This window comes from Emticicia soli, from assembly GCF_037860775.1.
In the GTDB taxonomy this organism is placed as follows: domain Bacteria; phylum Bacteroidota; class Bacteroidia; order Cytophagales; family Spirosomataceae; genus Emticicia; species Emticicia soli.
On sequence record NZ_JBBEWC010000010.1, the window covers coordinates 207,002 to 234,001 of the forward strand.

The 27,000-nt window shown below is 38.5% G+C and carries 22 protein-coding genes; 10 read left to right on the plus strand and 12 right to left on the minus strand.

All coding sequences use genetic code 11. The features are described 5' to 3' along the window. Window positions 1-11: 11 nt before the first annotated feature. The 7 genes from WAE64_RS17440 to WAE64_RS17470 form a co-directional block, all read right to left on the minus strand. Window positions 12-878: a glycosyltransferase family 2 protein gene (locus WAE64_RS17440; protein ID WP_340238782.1), complete on the minus strand. Its 867-nt coding sequence runs from the start codon at window positions 876-878 to the stop codon at window positions 12-14. A gap of 46 nt (window positions 879-924) precedes the next feature. Continuing rightward, window positions 925-2,121 carry a sugar transferase gene (locus WAE64_RS17445; RefSeq protein WP_340238784.1) on the minus strand — a complete coding sequence of 399 codons (1,197 nt, stop codon included), beginning with the start codon at window positions 2,119-2,121 and terminating at the stop codon, window positions 925-927. A gap of 16 nt (window positions 2,122-2,137) precedes the next feature. Further along, window positions 2,138-2,542, minus strand: a complete 405-nt coding sequence (locus WAE64_RS17450) for a response regulator transcription factor (RefSeq protein ID WP_340238786.1) — start codon at window positions 2,540-2,542, stop codon at window positions 2,138-2,140. A 328-nt stretch (window positions 2,543-2,870) separates the two neighbouring features. Continuing rightward, entirely contained in the window at window positions 2,871-3,995 is a 1,125-nt protein-coding gene (locus WAE64_RS17455; RefSeq protein ID WP_340238788.1) for a glycosyltransferase family 4 protein, read from the minus strand. A 662-nt stretch (window positions 3,996-4,657) separates the two neighbouring features. After that, complete coding sequence (locus WAE64_RS17460) at window positions 4,658-5,830, minus strand: glycoside hydrolase family 88 protein (protein WP_340238790.1); 1,173 nt, start codon at window positions 5,828-5,830, stop codon at window positions 4,658-4,660. Between the two features lie 56 nt (window positions 5,831-5,886). Continuing rightward, entirely contained in the window at window positions 5,887-6,717 is an 831-nt protein-coding gene (kduI, locus tag WAE64_RS17465) for a 5-dehydro-4-deoxy-D-glucuronate isomerase (protein ID WP_340238792.1), read from the minus strand. Between the two features lie 105 nt (window positions 6,718-6,822). After that, on the minus strand, window positions 6,823-7,587 hold the full coding sequence (locus WAE64_RS17470; protein ID WP_340238879.1) for an SDR family oxidoreductase: 765 nt from the start codon (window positions 7,585-7,587) through the stop codon (window positions 6,823-6,825). A gap of 266 nt (window positions 7,588-7,853) precedes the next feature. On the opposite strand from WAE64_RS17470, the gene WAE64_RS17475 reads away from it, so the two are divergent. Continuing rightward, entirely contained in the window at window positions 7,854-8,861 is a 1,008-nt protein-coding gene (locus tag WAE64_RS17475) for a LacI family DNA-binding transcriptional regulator (protein WP_340238794.1), read from the plus strand. A gap of 123 nt (window positions 8,862-8,984) precedes the next feature. Here the strand turns inward: WAE64_RS17475 and WAE64_RS17480 are convergent, their stop codons facing one another. From WAE64_RS17480 to WAE64_RS17490, 3 genes are all read right to left on the minus strand, one after another. Next, entirely contained in the window at window positions 8,985-9,545 is a 561-nt protein-coding gene (locus tag WAE64_RS17480; RefSeq protein ID WP_340238795.1) for a hypothetical protein, read from the minus strand. Between the two features lie 114 nt (window positions 9,546-9,659). After that, a complete protein-coding gene (locus tag WAE64_RS17485; RefSeq protein WP_340238797.1) occupies window positions 9,660-12,056 on the minus strand; it encodes a TonB-dependent receptor in 2,397 nt (798 codons plus the stop codon). A gap of 112 nt (window positions 12,057-12,168) precedes the next feature. Further along, window positions 12,169-13,875, minus strand: coding sequence for a capsule assembly Wzi family protein (locus WAE64_RS17490; RefSeq protein ID WP_340238798.1), 1,707 nt, complete (start codon window positions 13,873-13,875; stop codon window positions 12,169-12,171). Between the two features lie 195 nt (window positions 13,876-14,070). Here WAE64_RS17490 and WAE64_RS17495 point away from each other — a divergent pair, with 195 nt between their 5' ends. Continuing rightward, window positions 14,071-15,294 (plus strand): 4-hydroxy-3-methylbut-2-enyl diphosphate reductase, encoded by a 1,224-nt coding sequence (locus WAE64_RS17495; RefSeq protein WP_340238799.1) that lies wholly within the window; start codon window positions 14,071-14,073, stop codon window positions 15,292-15,294. Window positions 15,295-15,738: 444 nt separating this feature from the next. On the opposite strand, the gene WAE64_RS17500 is transcribed toward WAE64_RS17495, so the two are convergent. Then, the gene (locus tag WAE64_RS17500; RefSeq protein ID WP_340238801.1) at window positions 15,739-16,512 is read right to left on the minus strand and encodes an RDD family protein; all 774 of its coding nucleotides are present in this window, start codon (window positions 16,510-16,512) and stop codon (window positions 15,739-15,741) included. Window positions 16,513-16,620: 108 nt separating this feature from the next. On the opposite strand from WAE64_RS17500, the gene WAE64_RS17505 reads away from it, so the two are divergent. Genes WAE64_RS17505 through WAE64_RS17530 form a run of 6 tightly spaced genes read left to right on the plus strand, consistent with a single transcriptional unit; the run spans window position 16,621 to window position 22,285 of the window. After that, complete coding sequence (locus WAE64_RS17505; protein ID WP_340238803.1) at window positions 16,621-17,622, plus strand: stage II sporulation protein M; 1,002 nt, start codon at window positions 16,621-16,623, stop codon at window positions 17,620-17,622. Continuing rightward, on the plus strand, window positions 17,588-18,298 hold the full coding sequence (locus tag WAE64_RS17510) for a hypothetical protein (protein WP_340238805.1): 711 nt from the start codon (window positions 17,588-17,590) through the stop codon (window positions 18,296-18,298). Before WAE64_RS17505 ends, WAE64_RS17510 begins: the two co-directional genes overlap by 35 nt. Before the next feature lies 1 nt (window position 18,299). Next, a complete protein-coding gene (locus WAE64_RS17515) occupies window positions 18,300-19,559 on the plus strand; it encodes a DUF4350 domain-containing protein (RefSeq protein WP_340238806.1) in 1,260 nt (419 codons plus the stop codon). Window positions 19,560-19,568: 9 nt separating this feature from the next. Further along, a complete protein-coding gene (locus tag WAE64_RS17520; RefSeq protein ID WP_340238807.1) occupies window positions 19,569-20,552 on the plus strand; it encodes an AAA family ATPase in 984 nt (327 codons plus the stop codon). After that, complete coding sequence (locus WAE64_RS17525; protein WP_340238809.1) at window positions 20,552-21,886, plus strand: DUF58 domain-containing protein; 1,335 nt, start codon at window positions 20,552-20,554, stop codon at window positions 21,884-21,886. The genes WAE64_RS17520 and WAE64_RS17525 overlap by 1 nt, the downstream gene beginning before the upstream one ends. 27 nt (window positions 21,887-21,913) lie before the next feature. Further along, window positions 21,914-22,285 (plus strand): DUF805 domain-containing protein, encoded by a 372-nt coding sequence (locus tag WAE64_RS17530; RefSeq protein ID WP_340238812.1) that lies wholly within the window; start codon window positions 21,914-21,916, stop codon window positions 22,283-22,285. 63 nt (window positions 22,286-22,348) lie between these two features. On the opposite strand, the gene WAE64_RS17535 is transcribed toward WAE64_RS17530, so the two are convergent. After that, a complete protein-coding gene (locus tag WAE64_RS17535; RefSeq protein ID WP_340238814.1) occupies window positions 22,349-23,263 on the minus strand; it encodes an ROK family protein in 915 nt (304 codons plus the stop codon). Window positions 23,264-23,408: 145 nt separating this feature from the next. Between WAE64_RS17535 and WAE64_RS17540 the strand changes: the two genes are divergently transcribed. After that, window positions 23,409-24,125 carry a head GIN domain-containing protein gene (locus tag WAE64_RS17540; protein WP_340238815.1) on the plus strand — a complete coding sequence of 239 codons (717 nt, stop codon included), beginning with the start codon at window positions 23,409-23,411 and terminating at the stop codon, window positions 24,123-24,125. Between the two features lie 213 nt (window positions 24,126-24,338). Next, window positions 24,339-26,969 carry a valine--tRNA ligase gene (locus tag WAE64_RS17545; RefSeq protein ID WP_340238816.1) on the plus strand — a complete coding sequence of 877 codons (2,631 nt, stop codon included), beginning with the start codon at window positions 24,339-24,341 and terminating at the stop codon, window positions 26,967-26,969. The last annotated feature ends 31 nt before the right edge of the window (window positions 26,970-27,000 follow it).

Below are 27,000 nucleotides of genomic sequence, written 5' to 3' on the forward strand. Positions count from 1 at the left end.
AGGCTTTTTACTTAGAAATGCGTTCTGAAAAGATGCTTTCTTACCCTGAATATGAAAGCTCTCAGTAAGCCTCCGTCTATCTGAATCCGGCGGTCGCTTGTCCATACTCTGCCATCGTCTCCTTCTACACCTTTTATTTTTCCACCTGCTTCCATTAGCCTAAAAGCCATCATGCCATCTTCGGCGGCGTGCCCTTCGTTTTCTCTTGGTGTTCCTCTGAAAGTACGCTGTACTTCAATATCATATCCATTTACTTCAATACCTTTTTGGCGTACAATTCCACTATTATAACCCAATACATTGAGGTAAGGTTGTCTTTTACCTTTCTTCTTTATAGCATATCGGCTGATAAACTCATAAATACCATATTGCCAACGTGGGGTTGATGTGCTCGGCAAGAAAGAGTAAGTGCCGTGCACACAATATACTTTTTCGTTCTCACCATCAATCATGGTTTTGGTCATAGCGCTTATCCAACCTGGCGGATACAGCGTATCACTATCGGCTGTAAGCAGATATTTGCCTTTGGCATAGTGTAAACCTGCTGTACGGGCATGGCCTACGCCTTGTTTGGTTTCCATGATGGTTTGCACGCCTAATTTTTTTAAAAGGGCGTGGGTACCGTCGGTAGAGTTATTATCAACAACTATTAGTTCAGCCGGGTATTGTGTATTAGTATTGGCAAAAGAGAGCAGTGTATGTATAATTCCTTCTTCTTCGTTCCATGCAGGTATTACAACACTCACAATAGGATCTTTAACAGAAAACCTTGCCAATTTTCTTTTTAACTCTTCAACTTCCTCAGCAGGATATTGCTCTATCCGTAAAGGTTTGTTCAGTATGTTCTTTACCCAGTCAGGCAAGCGGAGATGAATCATTATTTATCTGTTTTAAATCAAAGAAACCACAAACACAGAAATAGACTTATACGTTTTCTGATTGCAATAGTGCAGGGAAAGTCATAAAGAAAATTTTCATGTCGTATTTAAAAGAGAAGTTTCTTGCATACTCAATATCTAGCTGAATTCTTTCTTCTTCGGTCATGTCTTTCTTGCCTTTACCTCGTTTGGTTACTTGCCAGAGCCCTGTTAAACCACCAGGGCCAGCGAAACGCTCTATGTATTCATCAGTTGTTAATTTTTCGGCTTCATACAATGGCAATGGGCGGTTACCTACCAACGACATATCGCCTAAGAAAATATTAAATAACTGAGGTAGCTCGTCAATACTGCTATTGCGCAAAAACTTGCCAAGTCGTGTAATACGTGGGTCGTTCTGAAACTTCATGAAAGCTACTTTCTCTTTTTTCTCCGATAAGTACATCTTTTCACAAACTATTTCACCATCCAGATACAACTGCTGTTGGCAACTACCTAAGCCTGTGCAGGTTTCACATAGTCCGGTTATCTGTTTGGTATCAGTATTTTTGGTGTACATATTCAGCGAGCCCATGTTTTTAATTAGCTGGTCGGCATCGGTTCGCATAGTTCTGAATTTGTAAATACTAAAAATTTTGTACCCTGCACCTACACGTTTCGATAAGTAGATAACCGGACCTTTTGAATCAAGTTTAATCAAAATGGCAACAATTATCAATAAAGGCGATAGCAACAGTAGTGCTAGGCCAGTAGTACTTACGTCTATAAATCTTTTCCAGAATGGAATCTTTACATCAAGGATACTGGCTTTGGTTTGTTGCATAGCCTTATAATGCCGACGCTTTATGAAATAATCAAGGCGAGTAATTAAATCCCCGCTGCTGAAATCGCTTGGGTATAAATCATCGGCACCCTTTTCGATTATTTCTTTTAGTAAACCATGCGTAATGTGGTCGCTGGTTATAACTACCGGAAGCGTTCTTGTCCATGCTTCAGCACGAATCATTTCCAGAAATTTTAAACCACCGCTGCTTCTGCTGATAACAATGGCATCAGGCGGATAGGTGTTTTTTAGATATTCAAGACAACTCTCTGGGCTGTTCATTACTTTTACGTGAATTTTCTCTCCGAATTTCTTTAGAAAATTCACTACCGCCTTGTCGTCTTTTTCAACTAAAATTATCTTAATCGGAAGCTTATCTTGTTCAGTAATTGCCGTAGTATTTGGTACAGTATTATTCATATATCAGAGATGAGTGTTAATATGAATCAACTATAGATTTTGGTTTTACACGTCTTAAAATTGCTTTGATTTTAGCGTGTACTTCCATCGGATTAAAAGGCTTCAACATAAAGTCGTCGGCACCGATATTGAGGCATTCTATTCGCTCTTTGCTTTCGTCGGTACCCGACAGAATAATAATGGGTATGTCGCCGTACAAATTACTGGCTCTTATCACTTTAGTAAATTCTTTTCCACTTAGATTGGGCATATTCAGGTCGGCGATGATAAAATCGGTATCATTGCCGGCTTCTAGCCAGCTCATGCCTTCCATGCCATCGTTCTTAACAGTTACTTCAAATTCTTTATTAAGAAAATGTTCTAAAACTTTTCTAATACTTGCCTCATCATCAATTATTAGAAGTTTTAATTTTTTGTTCATCGTTATTAAAATTAGTGAGAATATTTTAGAAAAGCATTAATAAGTTTTGTTAGGAGATGCTCTTCTAAGAAACAAGAAATTGCCTGATGTTGACAATACTTAGTTGCTTAAAGTTGAAAAGACAAAAAATTAACAAATTTATTATTTGCTCCGATTACTTTATAAAAGACGGTTTAATCAATAAAATATATAGCAATTATTCTGCCAAAATACTTGGTAAATTTGTTTTTCTACAACGTACACAATTAATACTTATAGCCTTAAAAATCAGTTTATTAATAGCAAGCCGATAAAAAGTTAAGGAGAGGTATAAGTTTTGCGTCAATTATTATGATTTATATAGTTGGTCGTAAATTTTTTCTACTTCTCTTGTCATGCGCTCTACATTATAATTGGTCTCAACAGTGAGTCTTGCAGCCTTACTCAACTTCTCTCTCAGGGCTTTATCATTGGCCAGTTGCATCAAGGCATTTGCCAGTTGGTCGGGGTTCATGGGTTGCACTAATAAGCCGTTTTGTTCTTGTTGTAAGACCTCTTTTGTTCCATCAATGGCTGTAGCAACAATGGCTTTACCCATTGCCATGGCTTCTAACAAGGCTATTGGTAGCCCTTCCCATAACGAAGGCAGGCAGAAAATATCAATGCCGTTGAGTATATCGGGTATATCTTCTCTGAAACGCTCAAAAATAACTCTTGAGTTAATACCCAACTCGTTGGCCATTTTTAATACCTCTTCTTTACTGTCGCCATCGCCTACTATCAGAAACTTTATTTTATTATCGGCCGGAATCTTCGAAATGGCTTTCAGTAGAGTAAAAGGGTCTTTTTGCGCTGTCATACGGGCAATAAAGCCTACTAAAATTTCATCTGCTTTAATGCCAAACTCTTTACGAATATCTTTAAAGCTATTGTTGAGATTAAATTTAGCCAGATTAATACCATTGGTGATTACTGTGGCATTTTTCATGCTGAATCTCTTGGCGCCATCTTCATAATTACTGTTCGAAACACAAATGGTTTTCTGGGCATTCTGTACCAGAAATTTTTCGCTGTAAGTTCTGATATTCTTTACCAGAAAATTCTGGTCATTATGAAACGACCAGCCATGAACCGTATATAAAAGCGGAATACCCAATTTTTGGGCTGCTTTAAAAGTATTTGAGTTTGCTCTTGTGCCGTGGGCATGCACAATGTCTATTTTCTCTTGTTTCAGAATTTCACCTACCTCTTTCCAGACAGAAAAATCGAAAGGCTTTTCGGTATGAATTACATAGGTTTTTACACCTTTGGCTTTCATTTTATCTATCATAGGGCCTTCGGTAAACGAAAGCACAATAGACTCGTATTTGTCCTGATTTAGTGTACTTACCAAATCAAGTACGTGCGTTTCTCCACCACCTATTTTTCCTTGTCTGATTGTTTGTAAAATTCTGATTTTTTTGTTTTCCGGCATGTTGGAGTTTTGAGAATAGGTATATTTTAAAAGTAAAAAAAAATGCACAAACCTAATGCCAAGTCTGATTAAATAATCATATAAAATTATCAAGCGGTGTAATTGCAGTTTTTTAATAATGGCATAATGTAATGCAGAGATGATTTTGAGAATGAAAATATTTTTTTGTTCTATTTGGTATAGAACTGTGTAGCCGAAAGCTTGATTACAGCAGTTAGAAAATGCATAACACATATACTGATGATATGCCTTATCTGGAAAGAATGGAGAAAGCTAATGGGTATTAATTTTGCAAGTATCGAAGAATTGTTGGATACAGCAAACCATTAAATACAAACTTTGGTAAAGTACCCTAAATAGCCAATTTGGTGCACAAATGCTGTTTGTGGCATATATGGGTAGTTTGTCTAAAATTTGAATTTTGCAAAAAAAATCAATCTATCTTTCGGTTAAATAGTAACATTCAAGCAGAACCGAGTATTTGAATATAAGAACCATGCATTTATGGTTTGAAACAAAATTCATTAGCGATAAATAGTTTTTACGACTTTCAAGATATTTTACCTTTATGGAGTTACAATTTATTTTTTTAAGTAAAATAAATTGTAATTAAAGCAAAAAGCCCCTTTTTTTAGGGGCATTTTTGTGGGCAATAAGAAGGATTATTTCTTCAATTTCTGATAGCGCAACAAGCCTTCTAAGAAGTAATAATCGGCATAAACCAATGGTACGTCAATCTCTGATTTTAGAGGTTTTGCACCTACCGAATGCTTTAATATAAAATGATTGTTTTCACCAAGATTGGCTTTATACGCAGGGCTTGCCAGATTTTGTAACATAGTTTCGGCGGCAGCAAAATATACTTTGCTTTTAGCTTTGCCTACATAAGTGCTTAACTCTAATAGCGCCGAAGCTGTAATGGCACCTGCTGAAGCATCACGCTCTTCGTTCGGAATATTAGGTGCGTTAAAGTCCCAGTAAGGAATTTTATCTGCTGGCAAATTCGGGTGATTCAAATAGAAATCAGCGATTTTTTCTGCTTGTGCCAGGTATTTTTTGTCTTTGGTTTCTCTGTACATATCTGTGTAGCCATACAAAGCCCAAGCCTGACCTCTCGCCCAAGCTGATTCATCAGCATAGCCTTGGTGTGTACCTTTTGTTGCTACTTCGCCATTTGGGCCATAAGCCACTACGTGGAAACTACTGCCATCAGGGCGGAAATGGTTTTTCAAGGTATTATCGGCATGAGTTACACTCAGGTTGTAAAAGTCTTTGTTACCCGACTCACGAGCTGCCCAGAACAAAAACTCAAGGTTCATCATATTATCAATAATAACAGGGTATTTATTACCTTTCCAGTTGTTCCACGATTTGATTACGCCAACTTTAGGGTCAAAGCGAGTCGCTAACGATTTAGCACCCGTAAGCATAATCTCTTTATACTTCTCGTTTTTAGTAAGGCGGTAGCCATTACCAAACGGACAATAAAGCATAAAGCCTAAATCGTGCGTGCTGGTGTTATATTGCTCTTTTTCTACGGCCATTGTCCATTTATCGGCAGCTTCTTTCCATTTCTGGTCTTTGGTTTGCTCAAAAATATACCATAACGAACCACCAAAGAAACCACTACACCACCAACTGGTAGGCATATCTCTTGGCGAGCCATCGGGGTTGGTTGATTGTGGCGTTTTGGTAATATCGGGGTGGCTTTTAAGCATTCCTTCGTATTGTTGAGCAGCAAAAGCAAATTCTTTGGCCACATCTATCTTCTTTTGCCCAAAAGCGACTATAGAAACGAATGCAAGTAAAACAGTTAATTTTGAGGTGTATTTCATTTTAAAATAAGGTTGAAATAAATTGAATAGATTGTATGAATAGAAATAAAATTACATTAACGTAAATCTGGAATAGCAATGAAATCCATATCTGCAAAAGACTGGTTTTCGCCTGCCATACCCCAGATAAATGAATAATTAGAAGTGCCACAACCCGAATGCACCGACCAAGGCGGAGAAATAATAGCTTGGTGGTTGCTTATCCATAAATGGCGGGTTTCTTGCGGTTGCCCCATCAAATGAAGTACGCCGTGGTTCTCAGGTACATCAAAATAGCAGTAAGCCTCCATACGGCGGTCGTGTGTGTGCGATGGCATCGTGTTCCATACGCTTCCGGTTTGTAATACAGTAAGCCCCATTACTAACTGGCAACTTCTGATACCATCAAGGTGGATGTACTTATAAATCACACGTTGGTTAGCTGTTTCAACTGCGCCCATACTTGCCGGAGAAGCCTCTTCTTTGGTCATGAGGCGAGTTGGATAAGCCACATGCGCAGGCGCCGAAAGAATAAAATATTTTGCAGGTGCATTGTTATCAACGCTTTCAAAAACTACCTTTTTTGCTCCTTTCCCTACATATAAGCAATCTAGCTTGTTGATGTTGAAAGTTTCGCCATCTACCGTAATCTTGCCATCACCAGCAACGTTGATAATACCTATTTCTCTTCTTTCCAGAAAGAACTCAGCTTTTAGTTCATCATAGTTTCCAAGTGGAACAGCTTCATTTTTAGGCATTATTCCGCCTATAATCATACGGTCGTAATGAGAATAAACCACGTGTACCTGGTCTGGTGTAAATAGTGTTTCTACCAGAAAATTGTCTCTTAGTTCTTTAGTAGTCATTCCCGCTGTTTCGCGTGGACTACTTTCATATCTTGATTGCATATAAATTAATTTAGTGATTTAAGAAAATGGTGAATTAGCGAATGGCGAATTAGTGAATAATGCTAAAAAAGCCCCTTTGCTCCAAGCCCTCTGCCCTTTGCAAAATTACCTCCCCATCCAGCCACCGTCTACTGTCAGGATAGTACCATGGACGTAGTCTGATGCTGATGAGGCCAGGAATACTGCCGGGCCTTTAAAGTCTTCGGTTTCGCCCCAACGACCAGCCGGAATACGTGCCAATATTGATGTACTTCTTTCGGGGTCGTTTCTGAGTGCTTCGGTATTATCGGTTGCGATATAGCCCGGTGCAATGGCATTTACATTCACGCCATGCGAGGCCCATTCGTTGGCAAGTGCTTTTACCAAACTACCAATAGCGCCTTTGCTGGCAGCATAGCCCGGAACGTTAATACCCCCTTGGAAAGTAAGTAATGAGGCAGTAAAAATGATTTTCCCTGATTTTTGTTCAACCATTCTTGCACCAATTTCACGGGCCAGAATAAATTGAGAATCAAGATTTATAGCCATTACTTTGTCCCAATATTCATCAGGATGCTCGGCAGCAGGCTTACGCAAAATAGTGCCTGCATTGTTTATCAGAATATCAATAGTCGGGAAATCGGCTTTTACTTGCTTAATAAACTGATAAAGGCTATCTCTGTCACTAAAATCAGCCTGATAAGCCTTGAAGCTTTTATTCAAAGCCTTAACGGCTTTTTCTACTTCACTATTTTCTAGCTCAATACTGGCCGATACACCAATAATATCGGCTCCGGCTTCGGCTAGCCCAATAGCTATGGCTTTGCCAATACCTCTATTACAACCTGTTACAAGGGCAACTTTACCTGAAAGATTAAACATTTTAAGTATATTAATAGAATTATTCTAAGATATAGCCCTGGAACAGGACAGTAAATTGAAACAAATTTATATGCTAAGATGCAAACGGAATATAGGGAGAAACAAATAAATAATTGACTTTATTTATGCAATCGTTATCGGGAACGTTACCAAAAAGGCATTTTGCTAGCATCGGATTAGATAAATTTAATATCTTTGGTTGTAGTTATGCCATCTGGCTGATTGCCTGACTTAAAACGAACAAACCACCGAATTGCATTTTACTTGTATTAATCTTGGAAGCTATAACCATAAAAGATATTGCCAAAGCCCTGAACCTCTCAACCTCTACGGTTTCGAGAGCGCTGAGGGGTAGTTATGAGATTAATAACGAAACCAAGAAACTGGTGCTGGAGTATGCCGAGAAGATGAATTACCACCCTAATCCGATTGCTTTGAGTCTAAAAGAAAACCGAAGCAAAGCCATAGGGGTAATAGTGCCGGAAATAGCTAATAATTTTTTCTCGCAAGCAATTAATGGCATAGAGGCTGTAGCTTATGATAGAGGCTACCATGTTGTAATTTTCCAGAGCCACGAGTCTTATGAGCGGGAGCGTAGCAATATACAACACCTTGTAGGGCGTAAGGTTGATGGCGTGTTGATTTCGCTATCAGGGCAAACAACCACAGTTGAACATTTGCAGGAAATACAAAAGAGGGGAGTACCTCTGGTAGTTTTTGACCGTATCTCGAACGATATCATCTCTAATAAAGTTATTGCTGATAATTTTCAAGGGGCTTATGAGGCCACCGAACATTTGATTTTATCGGGTCGTAAAAGAATCGCTCATATCACAAGCCCTTCGTTGCTTTATACTACCAATGAACGACTAGAGGGTTATAAAGCTGCTTTGGCTAAATATAATATACCTTTTGATGAAAATCTGGTGCGTTATTGTGGCTTTGAGCCCGAAGATGCCAAACAGGTAATTTTTGAAGTACTTGAAACCCAAAAACCTGATGCTATTTTTACTGCCAGCGACCGACTTGCGCTCGATAGTTTTGCAGCCGTAAAAGCCAAAGGGATTCAGATTCCTGAGCAAGTGGCCTTTATTGGCTTTACAAATCTGGGAGTAGCACATCTTTTAGACCCTCCGCTGAGCACTATTGTTCAACCTGCTTTTGCAATAGGTAAAACCGCTGCCGAAATGCTGTTGGATACCATTGAAAACAAACAAAGCAATGCCGCAGTAAAAACCATAAAAATACCAACGGAGGTAAACCTTCGGACTTCGTCAGAATGAAAAAAATCCGCAAGCCAGTAGCCTGCGGATTTGTTATCTAAACTAAACTATAAGATTAAAAAAAAACTAAAAAAACTGTTTGCTTTAATCTTATATGTTTAAACAGATTTTTTCGTATCTATATTACTGAATACTGATATTAAAGTCTAGGTTTACGTCGTCGCTGCCGGGTGTTGGCGTGCCGTCTTTTACTTCTTTCCCATTTACTGGTGGCTGATGACGCAATTGTACTTTAAGTTTTCCGCTACCTGCTGCACCCGTTTGTACTGTTCCTGCTAAGCCAATCGGGAAATTACGGGCATCTTTGTCGCCATAAGTATAAGTTAATAAACTTGATGGAGAAGGCGTAAATACAAATAAATGTTCGTCACTTTCTTCAGAGACCTCTTCTGTAATGTTCTCAGCAGGTGTTTTCGACTCATCTAATAGCTCAACACTAAGCGTGTAAGAAGTGTTTGCTTTTAAGGTAATATTATCGAATTTAGTAGGGGCATTTCCTCCGTCTCCGTCAGGGTCAGTAAAAACAAATGATTGTGTAGTACCACCCGACGTAAAGTTTAGCTTCACAGTAGTAATAATTTCGTTTTCTTCTTCAACATCTACTGCGTCTTTTTTACAAGCTACTGCCGAAAATAACATAGCTAATGTAAGATACTTGAGTAAAGCAATGCGATTTTTTTGCATGGTTCTTTGGATTAAGTAATGAATTTTTTATTTGCAACAATAGTGCAAATATATTGGCTTAATATTATTTGTGCAACAATATTGCAAAATAAAATTAAGTTGTATATTACTTATTTAAAACGAATATTTAGCTCTTAAAACAAAATTACGGCCGATTTCATCAGTAAAATATCTGAATCTGTTCAGGTAGTCGCGGTAGGCAGTATTGAACAAATTGCTTACTGTGAGCGATAAATCGAGCCCGTTTTTATGGTTAAATTTCAGATGTTGCGTAAATGCTGCCGACCAAAGCATATAAGCCGGTGGTGGAGGTGCAAAGTCGCCGCCATATTGATTGAATATAATTTCGTCGGTCGGAATCTCACTAAAAATCACTTTGGTAGGCACACGGTTTTGTTTGGCTACATAAAGGTTTGTAAGTGAAATGCCGCTTTGTTTCCATTCATAACGCAGGGTGTTTTCCCAGCGGTTTGGCGGAATCATGATTAATGGCTGCTCGTGGCTAATATCCTGCGCTTGCAGGTACGATAATTTAGAATTTAGAGAAAGACTTTTCAGAATCTGAAAATTTCCGCTCAAATCAATACCTCTGAAACGTGCATTGGTTTGGGTGTACCAAAACTCAGGAAATGCCCCACGAATAGTAAGTGTAGGCCGCCCCGTTGGCGACAAAAAGATAAAATTACGGATATAGTTGTTGTAGAGGTGTAGCTCTAACTGAAATACCTTGGTTATGTAATTGGTAGTAAACGAAAGATTAGTAGCTACTTCGGCATTCAGGTTTTCGTTGCCTCTTTCGTAGCTGGCTGCTCCGTGGTGTACGCCGTCGCTATACAATTCATTAACAGTAGGGGCACGCCAGGCAGAAGTGAAGTTCAACAAGAAGTTCCATTGCGCACTGGGTCTGAAATTAAGCCCAAAAGTACCTGTAAAGTTTTCGTTTTGCAGATTACTTTCTACTATGCCTGATTGTCCTCTCGGGATGCGATAAACATTCAAATCCCGGAAATCATACCTGATTCCACCTTCAATTTCCCATTTATTTCTTACAACCCTTTCAATCAGAAATAAGCCTCCTGTCAGGTTCTGAAAATTAGGGATTAATACTGTAGAAGAACGAGGTTCTTTGAGTGTACCGGTAGTTACATTCTGTTGGAAATTGGCATTTACGCCTATTGAGCCCGTCAGTAATTTAAACAGAGGCTTGTGTTCAAATTGTAGTTCTCCGGTATAAGAAGTTAACTGAAAAACCTGAACCAAGTTTCTATCGCCTCTCAATACATCAACCTCTTTTCTGTAATTGTATTGTCGGCCCAAAGTGAGCGATAACTTGCCACTCTGTAATTGGTGAACCGATTTTAGTTTCAGCAAATTATGCTGCACATCCTGATAGGGGCGGCCTATGGTGTATGTAAACTTTTCGGGTGTATAAATACTAAGCGGTTTACCCCTTTCAATAGCCTGAACCAAGTCGGTTACATTGCCAATGTGTGAACCAGCAAATACACCGATTTGCGTATTAAACTGACTAAAGAAAACCTCTGACTGCCAGTTACGGCGTTTATAATTAGCACCTATCGAAAAATTGATTTCTTCTACACCCGTATTTGCCAACCGGTAGTTGGGTGTCGAAATATCGCCACCTTTTTTAAAAGTGCCTTGCACTCTATAACCAAACGATTGAGGCACAGCAGCTTTTTTTAAGCGGTAACCCCCTTCGAGTATGCCTGAAGTTACAATCTGATTCCCGTTTGTGAAGAAAACAGTATTTACTTCACCTCCAAACTTGGTTGAATCAGGCAGGGGCTCGGGTTCAAGCATAATTACCCCTGCTATGGCATCGGAGCCGTATCTTACACCCGCAGCACCTTTTAAAACCGTAATTTTTTTGGCTACAAAAGGGTCAATTTCGGGTGCGTGTTCGCTTCCCCATTGTTGGCCTTCCTGCCGAATACCGTTATTCATAATTAGTACCCGGTTTGAGTGCATGCCATGAATAACAGGCTTGGCAATAGAGCTACCTGTTTGTAAGGTAGTTACGCCCGAAATCTGCTTGAGTGCTTCGCCTAGTGATTGCCCACGGGTTTGGTCTAAGGCAGCATTTTCTAACACATTTTTGGTTTGTGTCAGATTATCAATTTTTTCGGCCTTAATATCGATATTAGCAAGATGAAGTTCGTCTTCTGATAATTTAATGTCTTGCTCGGCACCGTGTTCGAGCTTGATAGTATAGGTTTTTTCCTGATAGCCTACAATGCGGCCAATGATAGTATAAGTACCCTGGCAAAGATTAGCGATTCTATAACGCCCTTTGGTATCGGTGCTAGTGCCTTTATTCTGTTCTTTAACTAACACCACTGCGCCAACAATTGGCTCTTTGGTGGCGTTGTCGAGCACAATACCTTGTATAAAACAATCACATTGGGTATGGGTACTTTGATTTTCTTCTTTGGTTTGTGAGAAAGAGGAGAAATACAAAAAATAAAAAAATATAAAGAATCCTTTTTTCATGAGTTCAATTATACGATTATCTAATCGTATAGTTACAAATGCAACTATATTGCAAAATTATAAAATAAAGATGAATAACCCGTGAAAATAAGATTAAAAGTAGATGAAAACCTTAAAACAATAGCTGTCGCTTACCTATATTCCAACGCACACCCAACGAGAATATATTGCTTGTAGTGCTTTCGGAGCTTACCGGATAAGTTACCTTTCTGTTCTGAAAACCGGCATCTATAAAGAAATTGTGCCCAAGCATATACGAGGCACTTATTTCGTTATGTTGTATGTTGGCTTCGCTCCCTTGCCCGATAACATTATTATAGTCATAAGGGCGAAGTAGGTTATAATTGCGCAGGATATTGCCGCCCCAGTTAATAAAATTATAATCTTCGCCTTTTTGGGCAAGCATTCCATTATAAGTGATAGTCAGGCGTTTGAGTGGTTGGTAACGTGCTACAAACAAAAACTCATGAAAGTTTGCCCCTAGCGGATGTGCCAATGGCATATTATAATGTGCATAGTTACTGAATGACGAATTATGGCTGTAAGTATAAGGGCGAGCCATGTTGTATTCGGTCTGTAAATCAAGATTTTTAATGCCCAGTGCATCAATATAGCGTAAGCCTAATTGTGCGGCGTATTTTGTAGCCCACCAGCCTTTTCGTTTAAAATGCTTAAGATTAAACTCGTCTAAAACCAATTGCCCGTAAAGCGAAAAATGTCGTAAGAAATTAAACTTGAAATCTGCCCCTATGATAGAGTTATCTACGCTTCCCAAGTGGCCTTCAACATAGCGATAGAAAATAACAGGGTTGAGGTAATTAATATCAAAACCAATTTTGCGCTGGCCAAATGCAATGCTTTCAAACAAACCAATATTGAGGTTTTTGGAGATATTGGCACTTAAATGATGGAATGTAAAATATTTAGGCGGAAGTTGCTCTGTACCATCTGCAGCCACAGCCACTTGTTTGTTGATGGTCTGTGCAAAAATATTGATGTATTGAAACCTGCCCACTTGTGTAATGGCTTTCAGATGCAGGTATGGAGCCGCAAAATCAGATAATATCATAGAACGTATGCCCGAGCCGATAAAGTTTTTATCATGCCCGAATTGCAGCGTCAGGTTCTTTAAAGCCTTAAATGTAATATACCCTCTTGCCGAAAAGAAATCGGTTACAAGCTTGGTTGAATCACTATTATTAACTTTAGTGAAGCCCTCATATGGAAAACCCTTATAGAGCATTACATAGTCTCTCACATATTGTGGATACGCAATCTGATTTTCGGTAAGCATCGTATAAAAGCCCAGTTTTTTATTCAGATTTCCACGTATTTCTATTCCACGGGTATTAATAAACGGTTGGTTACTTGTGAGATTATCGTGGCCAATACCAAATTGTAGGATAGGGTTAATATGGATATCAAAGTCTTCGTTATTGAAATAATAAAAATCTGATTTCTTCTCGAAGAGATGCTTGAGAAAAGGCCTTCTGGTATTATTCTGAATAGCTTTATGTTCGTCAAGTCCGTCGGCATAATGCCCTGCAAGCCATTCCCAGCTATCATTTTGTAGATATGAGATATTGAAGCGGTCGACTCTGGAAAGTTTTGCAGACGAATCTTTCTCTAAATCGACGGTCATTCCCACTAAATCATTACGGCTGATTGGTTTAATATTACTGAAGAATTTGTTAGAGAGCTTACCGCTTTTTATCTCATAACGTTCGATAAAATGCAAATAATTGTTATTCAGCGGAGTAAAAGTACTTTGTGCCGAAGAACCAAAAGATATTACTCCCAGAAAAAAGATAAAACTCAAACGCATCAAAATATGTTCTTTTATATAGCTGAGGCTATTGGTTGCGAAAATAAGGATAATTCCTCAGTTTATGTTATAGATATTGTAATTTTGTGAAATTAATAAGTAAAATGTCAGACATAAAAACTATCTTTAATAAACCAAAAGGTGCAAATTGTGTGCTATCGTGCTAGTATATCATTATCATAATAATTTATGAAAACATTTGTTATTCCGGAAATTTATAAAAGTAATATTATTGGTAAAATCAAAGAAATTCGCCGGACAAAAGACCGTCTGAAAAAAGATTTTTCGCCAACAATAGTAGACTTAGGGCCTGTTAAATTTCTGATTGCCCGCCATTTTGGTTTTTGTTATGGTGTAGAAAATGCCGTTGAGATTGCCTATAAAACAATAAGCGAAAATCGGGATAAACGTATCTTTTTGCTGAGCGAAATGATACACAACCCTGATGTGAACGCCGACCTCTTATCGCAGGGAGTAAAGTTTCTGATGGATACAAAAGGGAATCAACTGATTGAGTGGAGCGACCTAAAGCCTGACGATGCCGTGATAGTGCCCGCATTTGGTACTACGCTGGAGATTCAGCAACAACTCGAAAGCTTGAATATTGACCCATACAAATATGACACCACCTGCCCTTTTGTAGAAAAAGTATGGAACAGGGCATCGCAGATAGGAGAGAGGGGCTATAGTATTGTGGTGCATGGCAAGCCAAAGCATGAAGAAACCCGTGCTACTTTTTCGCACAGTAAAGAGAATGCGCCTACCGTAGTGGTGAACGACATGGAAGAAGCGCAGTTATTGGCTAAGTACATAACAAAAGAGTTGCCAAAAGAGCAGTTCTATCAGGATTTTGCAGGGCAGTATTCAGAGGGGTTTGACCCTGACAGAGATTTGGCAAGAATAGGCGTAGTAAACCAGACAACCATGCTGGCATCGGATACTCAAGCCATTGCCGACTACCTGAAACAGATAATGATTGCTAAATATGATTTGCAGCCGCAAGAAGTAGAAAAGCATTTTGCCAATACCCGAGATACGCTTTGCTATGCTACTAACGACAATCAGGAGGCGACCTATGCTTTATTGAAAAGCAAAGCAGATTTTGCCGTAGTAGTAGGCGGCTATAATAGCTCAAATACATCGCATCTTGTAGAGTTGTGTGAAAAGCAATTGCCAACGTTTTTTATACAATCGCATGACAAAATTTTAGATAAAAACCTTATTATACATTACGACCTCCACAGCAAGCAGGAGGTTACAAGTGGGTTTATTCCAGAGCAAGAAAAAACTACCATTATGCTTACCTGTGGTGCTTCTTGTCCTGATGCAATCATGGAAGCCGTATTGCTTAAGATTTCATCTTTTTTTAATATTACAAATGAAATAAGCGAAACAATTGAAGCGTTGAAATAATAGAAGGGTGTAAATGATGCCTTTGAATAAGAATATTTTTTTAATAAAAAATTAAACTTTTTTATATAACCGATTAAAAAAATAATTTGTAAATTTACACCTACTAGTCGCTATAACCATTCTAACCAATTATGATTTATGAAAATGTTAGATTACGTGAAGGTGGTCCTAGAGAAAGTAAGTTTTGAAAGTAGTTTGTTTGAAAAAGAATTAAAAAAAGCATTAAAGCTATTGTCCATCCGAGAGGTACGCGAGTTAAGAAAGTGGTGTTATGGGAAATTCGGAAGTATTTATCGGGGGATTCTGAACAAGACTTTCCGACGATCACAACTAAGTGTTTAAGGAAAAGCCTCTCAGTATAGTACACTGAGAGGCTTTTTTGGTTTCTGATTTTATTGAACAGAACGATTTTATAACGATAAATCATACATCACCCATAAACGTTTAGTTAGTCTCGTTAATGGCATAATAATTATAATCGTTCAGCAATTGCTTCAAAAACGTATAGTTATCGTCTTCTGTTTCTATTTTCAATAAACTTTTAAGATGCTTTGCTAGCTTATTGGTAAGTTCAGTATTCATTGTTTGGTCGCCTTTTTCCATCAACTGTTGTATTTTGTTAATGTCTTTATCAGACAAGCGCATGATTTCAGGATATTTAGGCTCATAATCTCTTTTCTTGGTTGCATAGGCATAAATAGTATCTTCAATATATATTTCTTTTTGCTTGGTGCTAATCACTACCGTATTGGCGGCCATATCGCCAAAGCGTTGATTCCTTTCCGAAAAAATAATTAGTAAACCACCAATAAGTGGGCTAAAAATAGCCAGTGCCGAAAAAGCAGGATGTACAAATATAAAAAGCCATACAAGCCACATATCAGCCCCAAGAAACAACCAACGAGCAGCACACTGATAGATGGATGGATAGTTACCATCAACGCCTACTACTCGTATTTTCAGAAGATATTTTCCGGGCGATTGCCCTTTATTGAGACATTCGAACAAAAAAGAATAAAAGATAAATGGCATATAAATAAGAAACGAAACCAGCACAGAATTGCCCATGAGTGGAATGCTCGTAACTGTAGAAACAACAATAAGATAAAGCCATTTAATTGCCCAATCTATTAAATATGCACCAAAGCGAGCGCCAACATGAGCCAACTCAAATTTAAGGTCTATATTCAGATAAGTCGGGATAAAAATTGCCTTCATTTATAAAACACTGCTGTTGTTGGATAAATTTATTTTTTTTATTTTTAAAAATACAACTTTATCGAATATATTTTCTAATTTGCTGTATCGACTTTTCAAACAAGTGCTATGCGAGAAAGTACATTTATTGATAAAAATTTTAAGCGATGGGAAGAAATTGAAAATGATTTTAAAACAGATCCTGACGAAATTTCATCTGATTTCATCGACCTGATGAACGATTTATCTTATGCACAAACCCATTATCCTCATAGTAAAATAAATGAATACGTAAACTCGCTTTCATCAAGGGTTTATAAGAAAATATTTCTCCAGCAAAAGCAAGACAAAAATCCATTTTATCATTTCTGGGTAAAAGATTTTCCGGCTATTATTGGGCATAACTCAAGAATACTATGGTTGGCCACGGCTATATTTTTTACTTTCTGTATTTTAGGTTATATCTGCTCTTTTATTGATACCAGCTTTATAGAAGGTATTCTGGGCCGAGATTACGTGAGAATGACCGAAGAAAACATCAAGAAAGGAGAGCCATTTGGTGTTTACGCTTCCAATTCACCTTTGGTTATGTTTTTGTCTATTTTCTCAAATAACCTTCGGGTAGGTCTTATTCTGTTTATTTCGGGTATATTCTTTGGGATAGGCAGTTTTTATTTTACCTTCTCGAACGGCGTAATGGTGGGAGCATTTATGTCATTATTTATTCAGAATAATCTTGGTACCGACGCCGTGTTTGTTATCATGCTGCATGGCACATTTGAGCTCATGGGGCTCATACTAGAGTGTATGGCGGGTTTTATTTTGGGTTTAAGTTTTCTGTTTCCGGGTACACTTACCCGAAAGCAGGCGTTTAAAAAGGGGCTGGCAGAGAGTGTGAAAATCTATATCGGTACGCTACCTTTTACTACCATTGCTGCATTGATAGAAAGCTATGTAACCTATCTTGGCAAACAGGGCTTTCAGAATAGTAATATACTTGTTATGTTGTTTCTGGCTTTGGTCTTTATAGGCAGTTGGCTTGTTGTTATCTGGTACTTTTTTATTTATTCAAAAAGGCTGACTGAAAAATACCCTTATGCAAAATATATTGAAGATATTGTTCATAAATAAGCTATATCTGCTGGGCTTGGTTTTCTTTTTTTCGGGCACAATGGCTTTTGCGCAAGAGGGGGCTTTGTCGAAAACGTATGTTGATTCGCTGAAGAAAAGTGAAGAAAAACTGTGGTATGTTGATAAATTTAAGAGTGAGCAAAAGCCTATCGACAACCAGAAAGAATCCGAAAGGCTAATAAAGATTCTTGCTGCTATTGCGTCGGTTTTCAGGGCGCTTGTCTGGGTTATTTTAGGAGCGGGTGTACTTGGTGCAATCTATGTTATTTTCAAAAATCTAAAAGGGTTCAGGTTCAGATCAAACCCTGAGGTTGCAGTTATTACCACAGAGGCAAAGGCCGAAGAGCTAGATATTAAAGCATTTTCAACACTTGATTTAAGTAGCCTGATTGAGAAAAGTATTCAGGAGAAAAACTATCGACTGGCAGTAAGATACTATTACCTGTGGGCAATGAAGATGCTAAACGAAGCACAACTGATAGAGTTTAATATAGATAAAACCAACCAAGATTATACACAAGAGCTAAGCAAAAGAAATAATTTTTCAAGAGACAGGCTAAGTTTATTTATCCAATGCACACATTATTATGAGTATTTGTGGTTTGGAAATTTTGCGGTAACCGAAACCGCATTTCTTACAATTGAAAAGACCTTTAAAGATTTTCTGAAAAAATAGTATGAGGGGTAAATTAATAATAGTGGGTATTGTGTTAATCGGAATTGTGATTTCTCTCTTTTTGGGTTTAGGAAACTTGTTTACTAAAGAAAAAAAGTTTGAAAAAGTCTTCACTGTCAGTCCCAATTCTTATAAGCCTTATGACTGCAAGTTTTTTTATGACGAGCTAAAAAAAAATACAGGCGGAGGCTTTAGTGAGAGTAATGTAAGGTTTGATGAAAGCGGTTTGGGTAACATAGAGACCTACGATAACACCTACATGATTGTTTCGCCGAATTTTTACCCTTCCGGCAACGACATCCATCATATTAAAACATTTGCAAGTAAAGGCAACAATGTGTTTATCTGTGCCTTTGGGCTTACCTCAGAAGTAATAGACTCACTCTATTTTTCAACAAGAAGCGAAGAAGCAAATGTAGCATATCCGCCCTTGTTGCTAGAAAGCCGCTGGAATATAAACTGGCAAAACGAAGATAGTACTACAACTCAATATAATTTATGGGGGCACAAACCCACTACTGCCGTACTAGACTCTATTTTTTTATTGAGCAACAACCTTGTTACTGATATTGACACGGTGATTACTGATAACGAGAATAATATTCAGATGCTCGAAATCACCTGTGGTCTTGGGCGTATATTTCTTTGCAATAATCCTATTCTGTTCAGTAATTATTTTCTGTTGTATAAAGATAATTACACCCTCTTTAACAAGCTGGCTGATAAAATAAAACTGGCTGAAAATAACATTATCTGGGACGATTTTTATAGACGAGTAAATAATACTGACGGATACGATAGTAATTCGTCGGGCATAGGCCGTAGCGAAGTAATGAGGGTAATTTTTGAGCATCCGCCTTTGGTGTGGGCTTTTTATACCTTTATTGCAGGTGCACTTTTGTTTATCCTCATTTATTATCGGCGTATCCAAAGGGCTGTGCCTATTTACAGCACTCCAAAAAACAATAGCGAGGCTTATATTAATGTAGTAAGCGGTTTGTATTGGCAACAACAAAATCATAAATCGATTGCTGATAAAATTATTGCACAGTTTTTTGAGTATCTGCTGCATAATTTTCAGATTCACTCAAAAGATTTTCAGGAGGTTGGTCTAGAAAAAATCAGCCATAAAACAGGGCGAAGTTTACAAAAAGTAAAAGAGGTTTTTGATGAAATCAGTTTTGTCAAATCTCACGAAGAAATTAGTAAACAACACCTGATGAACTTGTACCAAAAAATTAACTCTTTTTACCAAGAATAAAAATTACTGATGGAAAACGAAGAAGAAATCTTTACAAATAGAATAGACCTTTCGATGGTTACCAAGGCTGTGAGCGACATTAAACGTGAGCTTAATCAGATTGTTTTTGGGCAAGATGAGGTAATAGACCTGATACTGATAGGCTTACTAAGCGATGGACACGTGCTGATAGAAGGTGTGCCGGGTGTAGCCAAAACCATGATGAGCAAGCTGTTGGGCAAGGTACTGGATATTTCTTTCAAGCGGATTCAGTTTACGCCTGACCTGATGCCCTCTGATGTGCTGGGTACTTCTGTTTTTAATCCTAAAACCTTAAACTTTGAGTATAAACCAGGTCCTGTTTTTGGTAATATTGTGTTAATTGATGAAATAAACCGAGCCCCTGCCAAAACACAAGCAGCTTTGTTTGAGCTAATGGAAGAGCGACAGATAAGCATTGATGGTAATACTTATCCGATGGCAACTCCGTTTATTGTATTGGCGACCCAGAACCCAATAGAGCAGGAGGGAACTTACCGATTGCCTGAGGCACAGCTAGACCGTTTTCTGTTCAAAGTAAATATTGGGTATCCTGCACCAGACGATGAGGTATTAATGCTGAAACGCTTCAATTATGAAACATACAACGATGTTGTGAACGATTTACAACCCGTTCTGAATGTAAGATTGTTAAAAGAGTTGCGCCAGACCGTAAGACAAGTAATTATTGAAGATAATATTCTGAAATACATTACTTTGCTTATACAAGCTACTCGTAATTATAAATTGCTTGAGTTGGGCGCTTCGCCACGTGCTTCTATTGCCTTGATGTTGGCATCAAAAGCAAAGGCCGCTCTATCGGGCAGAGATTTTGTGATACCTGAAGACGTAAAAAGTATGGCAAAACCAACTTTGCGCCACAGAGTTATACTTACACCCGACGCCGAAATGGAGGGCGTAAACGAAGATGAAGTACTAGATAACCTGTTTTCAAAAGTAGAGATTCCACGCTGATGAATTTCTTTAAATCGTTTTATCTGACTCCTCGAACATTTATTGTTTTAGGAGTTTGTATCGCCTTGTTTTGCATTGGTCTGGTATTAAACCTTAGTTTTATACTAGGGCAGCTTTTGCTATTCCTGCTGTTTCTGGCTGTGCTGGTTGAAACGGTGTTGGTTTATAGCAAAACACAGCTTATTAGTAGCCGCAGGGTTTTACCAAACAGGCTAAGCAATGGTGATCAGAATCAGATAGAACTGCAACTCAAAAATTATTCGACCATTGATTTGGCTCTGACTATCTATGAAGACCTACCCGATTTGCTCCAGCTCAGGATATGGAAAATTGAGGTAAAGCTCAATAAAGCAGCAAACCAGCATGTTAATTATGAAGTAAGACCCACGCAACGGGGTATTTACTCGTGGCATCATACAAATATTCTAGCTAGCGTGTCTTTTCTCGGTTTTGTTGCCCGTAAGTTCACATTCGAAGACCTGACGTCTATCAGTTGTTATCCTTCGTTTGAGCAATTTAAAAAATTACCTATTAATGCACTGGTCAATAATTTTTCAGAAACAAGCACCACGCATATCCGCAAAATAGGACAGAGCCTTGAGTTTGAGCAGATAAAAGACTATGTAAGCGGCGATAATTACAGGCATATAAATTGGAAAGCAAGTGCCAAACAAGGGCGACTGATGCTGAACCAGTATCAGGCCGAACGGAGCCAGGATATTTACATGGTACTAGACATGGGGCGGAGCATGAAAATGCCTTTTAAACAACAAACCTTGCTCGACTATGCCATTAATGGCTCAATAGCTTTAACAAAATCGATACTAGATGTAAAAGACAAAGCCGGGCTCATTACGTTTTCATCAAAAAGCTGTGCGTATCTGCCTGCAAGAAGCGAATACAAGCAGTTTAGTATTATTAATGACAGGCTCTATAACCTGACAACTGATTTTCTGGAATCAGATTTTGAACGCTTGTATAAATTTGTGCGGGTTAAAATAAGGCAGCGCAGTTTGTTAGTCATTTTTACAAATTTTGACTCTATCAATAGTCTGAAAAGAAACCTGCAATACCTGAAAGCCATAGCGCAATATCATCTGGTTTTGGTTGTTTTCTTCGAAAACTCAGAAATTGTTGAGTTTGTAAATAAACCTGCAACTGACCTTCGAGAGATATATTCAAATACTATTGGCAAGCATTTTCTGAGTCAGAATCAATTGATATTGAAAGAATTAATCAAGGCGGGTATTCAGGGTCTCATAACCCAACCCCATTTGTTGAGTATAGAAACCATCAACAAATATATTCAGATTAAAAGAAAACAAATGATTTAATTTTAATTAACCTAAACTAATACTGTGATGTTTAAAAATCCCTTTTCATTTGATGGAAGAATCAGAAGGACAGAATACGGTCTTTCGCTTATTATTCGAGTTTTTTCTTATTTTATTTTTATCTTATTTTTAACTTTAGTGGGTTATGGAGCAGGCTTACTTTTTATGATACTTTTGTATATCCCTACAGTTTGGTTTATGTGGGCGCAAGGAGCCAAGCGTTGCCACGATTTAGGTAATAGCGGTTGGTATCAGATTATTCCTTTTTATCCGCTTTGGATGCTTTTTCAGGATGGAGAATATGGTGAGAATGAGTATGGACCAAACCCTAAAGGAATAGGAAATGATGATAGTTACGATGACCAGATTGATGAAATAGGAAAATCATTAGGGCAATAATATAAAAAAGCGAGGGATAGTTTACTAGAGCCATCCCTCGCTTTTTTAAAATCAGCATAAAGATTAATAACCTCTTACCAATTCGGCTGCGCCGAAAACCCCGGCGCTATCGCCTAACTTAGGTTTTAAGAAAGGTGTTTCTACTACACGGCTATTGAAAATATAGTTTTTCAGTTCTTCAGGTCCTTCGGTATATATTTCGTCAATATTACCAACACCGCCGCCAATCACAATGGCATCGGGGTCAATCACATTGGTGATATAAGAAATAGCTTTCCCGAACGATTTGGTTAAGTATTTCAGCGTAGCCGTAGCATGAGGGTCGTTGCCATCACGATACGCCTGATATATTTCTTTCATGGTTAGGGCTTTGCCACTAATTTTTTCATAATAGCGTTGTAGAGATGGCCCCGAGAAAACCGTTTCGTTACAACCTCTTTTACCACAGTAGCATTCGTAGCCATCGTCTTCCAATACATTGTGCCCCCATTCGCCACCAATACCGTGTCGGCCATTCAGTACTTGTCCGTTAATCACTACACCGCCACCAACGCCTGTGCCCAATATTATACCAAAAACTACTTTTGCATCAGGTACTACGTCTTTCACAATACCCATAGTTGCCTCGGCCAGTGCAAAACAATTGGCATCGTTGGCAATCTCGATAGGCACACCAATGGCTCTTTCAATATCTTCTTTCATCCGTTGGCCATTCATGCAGGTAGTATTGCAGTTTTTCATGGTTTGTGTGCTAGGGTCTAGCGCACCGGGCGTGCTAAAACCAACAGCAACAGGCGAAAGCTTGGTTTCCTCTTTAATCATATCAACCAATCGGGCAATCTGGCTGATAATATGTTCGTAGCCTTTAGCGGCTTCGGTCGGAATCCTTTTTCTTAATAAAACTTCATTTGTATCGGCGTTCATTACTACGCCTTCTATTTTGGTACCGCCCAGGTCTATACCCCAAAGTGTCTTCATTTTTTATATTACTGATATGAGGGAAAAACATCATTTAATTGTCCTTAACGTATTATTAACAATTTGCCAGACAACTTTATGCAAACATATAGCATCTAATAGTTAAAGGCAAAAAAAACTTAGAAAAAGCTAAAATCGTGTTACTATGAAACGTTCACTCATCTTTATCGGCATAATCCTGTTGGGAGTAGTAGGGTTATCTTCTTGTAATATTTACGAAGAAACAGGCAATGGAATTATTGAAACAGAGTACCGTCGGGCAGGCTATTTTAACAGAATCGAGCTTGATTTTGCAGCAGAGGTTATTCTTACGCAAGGCCCGGCCAGAGATATACAAATAGAAGCCGAGCGCAATATTATGTCTCGTATTGTTACCCGAATAAGCGGTAATACACTTATTTTAGATGCTAATGGTGGGTTTCGCACCAATCAGAAGGTGAAAATCTGGGTACAAACGCCTGATATTTATGGTATTGATGTTGCCAGCAGTGGAAGAGTTATCAGCGATAACAAAATATACGGCAAAAGCATCGATTTGAGATTATCGGGCAGTGGACTGATTGATGTTGCACTTGATATGAAAAATGATGTAAATGCACAATTGAGTGGCTCAGGCTTGATTTTTATGGAGGGCGACACCAAAAATGCCATTTATACCATGACAGGAAGCGGCAAAATAGAATCGTTCGGTTTGCGTGCCGATAATTCAGATGTTGACATAGATGGCTCAGGGCGTTGTGAAACAACTGCTTACTATAACCTTGATGTATATATTACAGGTAGTGGCACAGTATGGTTTAGAGGTACACCACGAATCAGCCACCGTATTTCGGGCTCAGGCAGAGTAATTGATGCCAACTAAGTAATATATTTTAATTCTTGTCTTAACTGCTCAACCTGCAAGTTGGTATCATACCATTTGCAGGTTTTTTTATATACGTATCAATCGTTAATTCGCTGAAAAAATCGTAATTTTGCACTCCTTTTTGTTGCAATTGCAGCGTAGGAGTGCCTGTAGTGTGTAAACTACGGGTAGATACACAAATTGTTCGTCCGTGAGGATTACCAGATTAAGATGATAAGCAAAACCTACAATCCGAAAGAAATCGAAGACAAGTGGTATCAGTATTGGACTGATAACAAGTATTTTAATTCGAAACCGAATCCCGACAAAGAGCCTTATTGTATCGTGATTCCGCCACCCAATGTAACGGGTGTGCTACACATGGGACACATGCTGAACAATACTATACAAGATGTATTGACACGCAAGGCCAGAATGGAAGGAAAAGAGGCTTGCTGGGTGCCGGGTACCGACCACGCCTCTATTGCTACTGAGGCTAAGGTGGTAGCCATGCTTAAAGAACAAGGTATCAACAAAAGCGACCTTAGTCGTGAAGAATTTTTGAAATATTGCTGGGAATGGACAGATAAATATGGTGGAATCATTCTGAAACAATTGCGTAAACTTGGCGCTTCTTGCGACTGGGATCGTACACGTTTCACGATGGAGCCTAGTTTATACGATGCCGTAATTGAAGTTTTTGTTGATTTATACAACAAAGGTGAGATTTACCGTGGGTACAGAATGGTAAACTGGGATCCTCAGGCCAAAACCACGGTTTCGGACGAAGAGGTTATCATGAAAGATATTCAGCAAAAACTGGTGTATATCCGTTATGATGGTGATGAAGGAAGTATCGTAATTGCTACGGTTCGCCCTGAAACCATTATGGCCGATGCCGCTATTTGCGTAAACCCAGAAGATGAGCGTTACCAACACCTGATTGGTAAAACAGTTAGGATTCCGTTGATTAACCGTGAGATAAAAATTATAGCTGACGAATACGTAACGGTAGATTTTGGAACAGGTGCTTTGAAAGTAACACCTGCCCACGACCAGAACGATTATACGCTAGGAGAAAAACATGGCCTGGCTGTAATTGATATTCTGACAGATGAGGGTAAACTAAACGAAAAAGCACAGATTTTAGTTGGGGAAGACCGTTTTGTTGCCCGTAAGAAAATCATCAAATTACTTGAAGAATCGGGTAATCTGGAGAAAGTAGAAGACTATAAATCAAACGTTGGTACATCAGAGCGCACAGGTTCAGTAATTGAACCTAAAGTTTCTTTGCAATGGTTCCTGAAAATGAAAGATTTATCGGAGCCGGCTTTGAAAAACGTAATGGATGATACAATTCAGTTTATTCCGCCGAAATTCAAAAATACTTACAAGTATTGGATGGAAAACGTAAGAGACTGGTGTATTAGCCGTCAACTTTGGTGGGGGCATCGTATTCCGGCCTATTATATGCCAGATGGTACTTGTATTGTAGCTACAAGCAAAAAAGAGGCGCTCAACATAGCACGCAATAAATACCAACTCTTTGCACTAAGCGAGCAGGACCTTACGCAAGACGAAGACGTACTCGATACTTGGTTTAGTTCGTGGTTATGGCCTATCTCCGTTTTTGATGGTTTCAAAGACCCGAATAATGCAGATATAAACTATTATTACCCGACTAATGACTTGGTAACTGCCCCTGAGATTTTGTTCTTCTGGGTAGCACGTATGATTATTGCAGGTTACGAGTATAAAGGAACATATCCGTTCAAAAACGTTTATCTGACAGGTATTGTAAGAGATAAGCAAGGCCGTAAAATGTCAAAATCTTTGGGTAATTCACCAGACCCAATTGATTTGATTGAAAAATATGGCGCTGATGCCGTACGTACAGGTATGTTGTTTAGCTCACCTGCTGGAAATGATTTAATGTATGATGAAAAGCTAGTTGAGCAAGGCAGAAACTTTAATAACAAAATTTGGAATGCATTCAGATTAGTAGAAGGATGGGAGGTGTCGGAAACATTAGAACAGAATCCTGCTTCGGCTAAAGCTGTACAATGGTTTAAGTCGAAGTTTAATAAGGTGTTAGCCGAAACACTAGACCATTACAGCAAATTCAGAATGTCTGAAGCCTTGATGAGTACTTATAACCTCCTCTGGGACGATTTCTGTTCGCAGTATCTTGAAATGATTAAGCCTGCGTATGTTGACGGTAAGAGCTTGCCTATCGACAAGCAAACTTATGAAGCTACGCTTGAAATATTTGATAACCTGATGCGATTGGCTCACCCTTGGATGCCATTCGTTACAGAAGAAATCTGGCAGAACATAAAAACAAGAGAAGCTAATGATTCTATCTGTATTGCATCTTTCCCAACAGTTGGAGAAATAGACGAAGAAATATTAGCTGATTTTGATATTTTAACTGAAATCATTTCGACTGTTCGTAATACGCGTAACGCTAAGCAAATTTCGCCAAAAGAGGCTTTGCCATTAGCTATTAAAACAGGTACTCAGGCTCGTTATGAGTCATTGGCTGGATTGATTCAGAAACTGGCTAACATTTCAGCAATAAGCTACGTAAGCGAGAATATCGATGGTGTGAGCTTTGTAATCAAAGGCGATGAGTTTACGATAGATTTGGGTTCTAATATTGATGTTGAAACTGAAAAGGCTAATCTGCAAAAAGAGTTAGATTATACACTAGGTTTCAAAAAATCGACAGAAGCAAAACTAGCTAACGAGCGTTTTGTACAAAATGCAAAACCTGAAATTATAGAAAAAGAACGCCAGAAATTAGCTGATGCAGATGCCAAAATAAAAGCATTGGAAGAGGCTTTAGCGAAGCTAGGCTGATACATATCTCTCTTTTAAAAATAAGGTAAAT

What these genes read in the sequence shown, in the direction of transcription:
- WAE64_RS17440 (WP_340238782.1), bottom strand. Translation starts at nt 878, where the DNA reads ATGATTCATCTCCGCTTGCCTGACTGGGTAAAGAACATACTGAACAAA.
- WAE64_RS17445 (WP_340238784.1), bottom strand. Translation starts at nt 2,121, where the DNA reads ATGAATAATACTGTACCAAATACTACGGCAATTACTGAACAAGATAAG.
- WAE64_RS17450 (WP_340238786.1), bottom strand. Translation starts at nt 2,542, where the DNA reads ATGAACAAAAAATTAAAACTTCTAATAATTGATGATGAGGCAAGTATT.
- WAE64_RS17455 (WP_340238788.1), bottom strand. Translation starts at nt 3,995, where the DNA reads ATGCCGGAAAACAAAAAAATCAGAATTTTACAAACAATCAGACAAGGA.
- WAE64_RS17460 (WP_340238790.1), bottom strand. Translation starts at nt 5,830, where the DNA reads ATGAAATACACCTCAAAATTAACTGTTTTACTTGCATTCGTTTCTATA.
- kduI (WP_340238792.1), bottom strand. Translation starts at nt 6,717, where the DNA reads ATGCAATCAAGATATGAAAGTAGTCCACGCGAAACAGCGGGAATGACT.
- WAE64_RS17480 (WP_340238795.1), bottom strand. Translation starts at nt 9,545, where the DNA reads ATGCAAAAAAATCGCATTGCTTTACTCAAGTATCTTACATTAGCTATG.
- WAE64_RS17485 (WP_340238797.1), bottom strand. Translation starts at nt 12,056, where the DNA reads ATGAAAAAAGGATTCTTTATATTTTTTTATTTTTTGTATTTCTCCTCT.
- WAE64_RS17495 (WP_340238799.1), top strand. Translation starts at nt 14,071, where the DNA reads ATGAAAACATTTGTTATTCCGGAAATTTATAAAAGTAATATTATTGGT.
- WAE64_RS17500 (WP_340238801.1), bottom strand. Translation starts at nt 16,512, where the DNA reads ATGAAGGCAATTTTTATCCCGACTTATCTGAATATAGACCTTAAATTT.
- WAE64_RS17505 (WP_340238803.1), top strand. Translation starts at nt 16,621, where the DNA reads ATGCGAGAAAGTACATTTATTGATAAAAATTTTAAGCGATGGGAAGAA.
- WAE64_RS17510 (WP_340238805.1), top strand. Translation starts at nt 17,588, where the DNA reads ATGCAAAATATATTGAAGATATTGTTCATAAATAAGCTATATCTGCTG.
- WAE64_RS17515 (WP_340238806.1), top strand. Translation starts at nt 18,300, where the DNA reads ATGAGGGGTAAATTAATAATAGTGGGTATTGTGTTAATCGGAATTGTG.
- WAE64_RS17520 (WP_340238807.1), top strand. Translation starts at nt 19,569, where the DNA reads ATGGAAAACGAAGAAGAAATCTTTACAAATAGAATAGACCTTTCGATG.
- WAE64_RS17525 (WP_340238809.1), top strand. Translation starts at nt 20,552, where the DNA reads ATGAATTTCTTTAAATCGTTTTATCTGACTCCTCGAACATTTATTGTT.
- WAE64_RS17530 (WP_340238812.1), top strand. Translation starts at nt 21,914, where the DNA reads ATGTTTAAAAATCCCTTTTCATTTGATGGAAGAATCAGAAGGACAGAA.
- WAE64_RS17535 (WP_340238814.1), bottom strand. Translation starts at nt 23,263, where the DNA reads ATGAAGACACTTTGGGGTATAGACCTGGGCGGTACCAAAATAGAAGGC.
- WAE64_RS17540 (WP_340238815.1), top strand. Translation starts at nt 23,409, where the DNA reads ATGAAACGTTCACTCATCTTTATCGGCATAATCCTGTTGGGAGTAGTA.
- WAE64_RS17545 (WP_340238816.1), top strand. Translation starts at nt 24,339, where the DNA reads ATGATAAGCAAAACCTACAATCCGAAAGAAATCGAAGACAAGTGGTAT.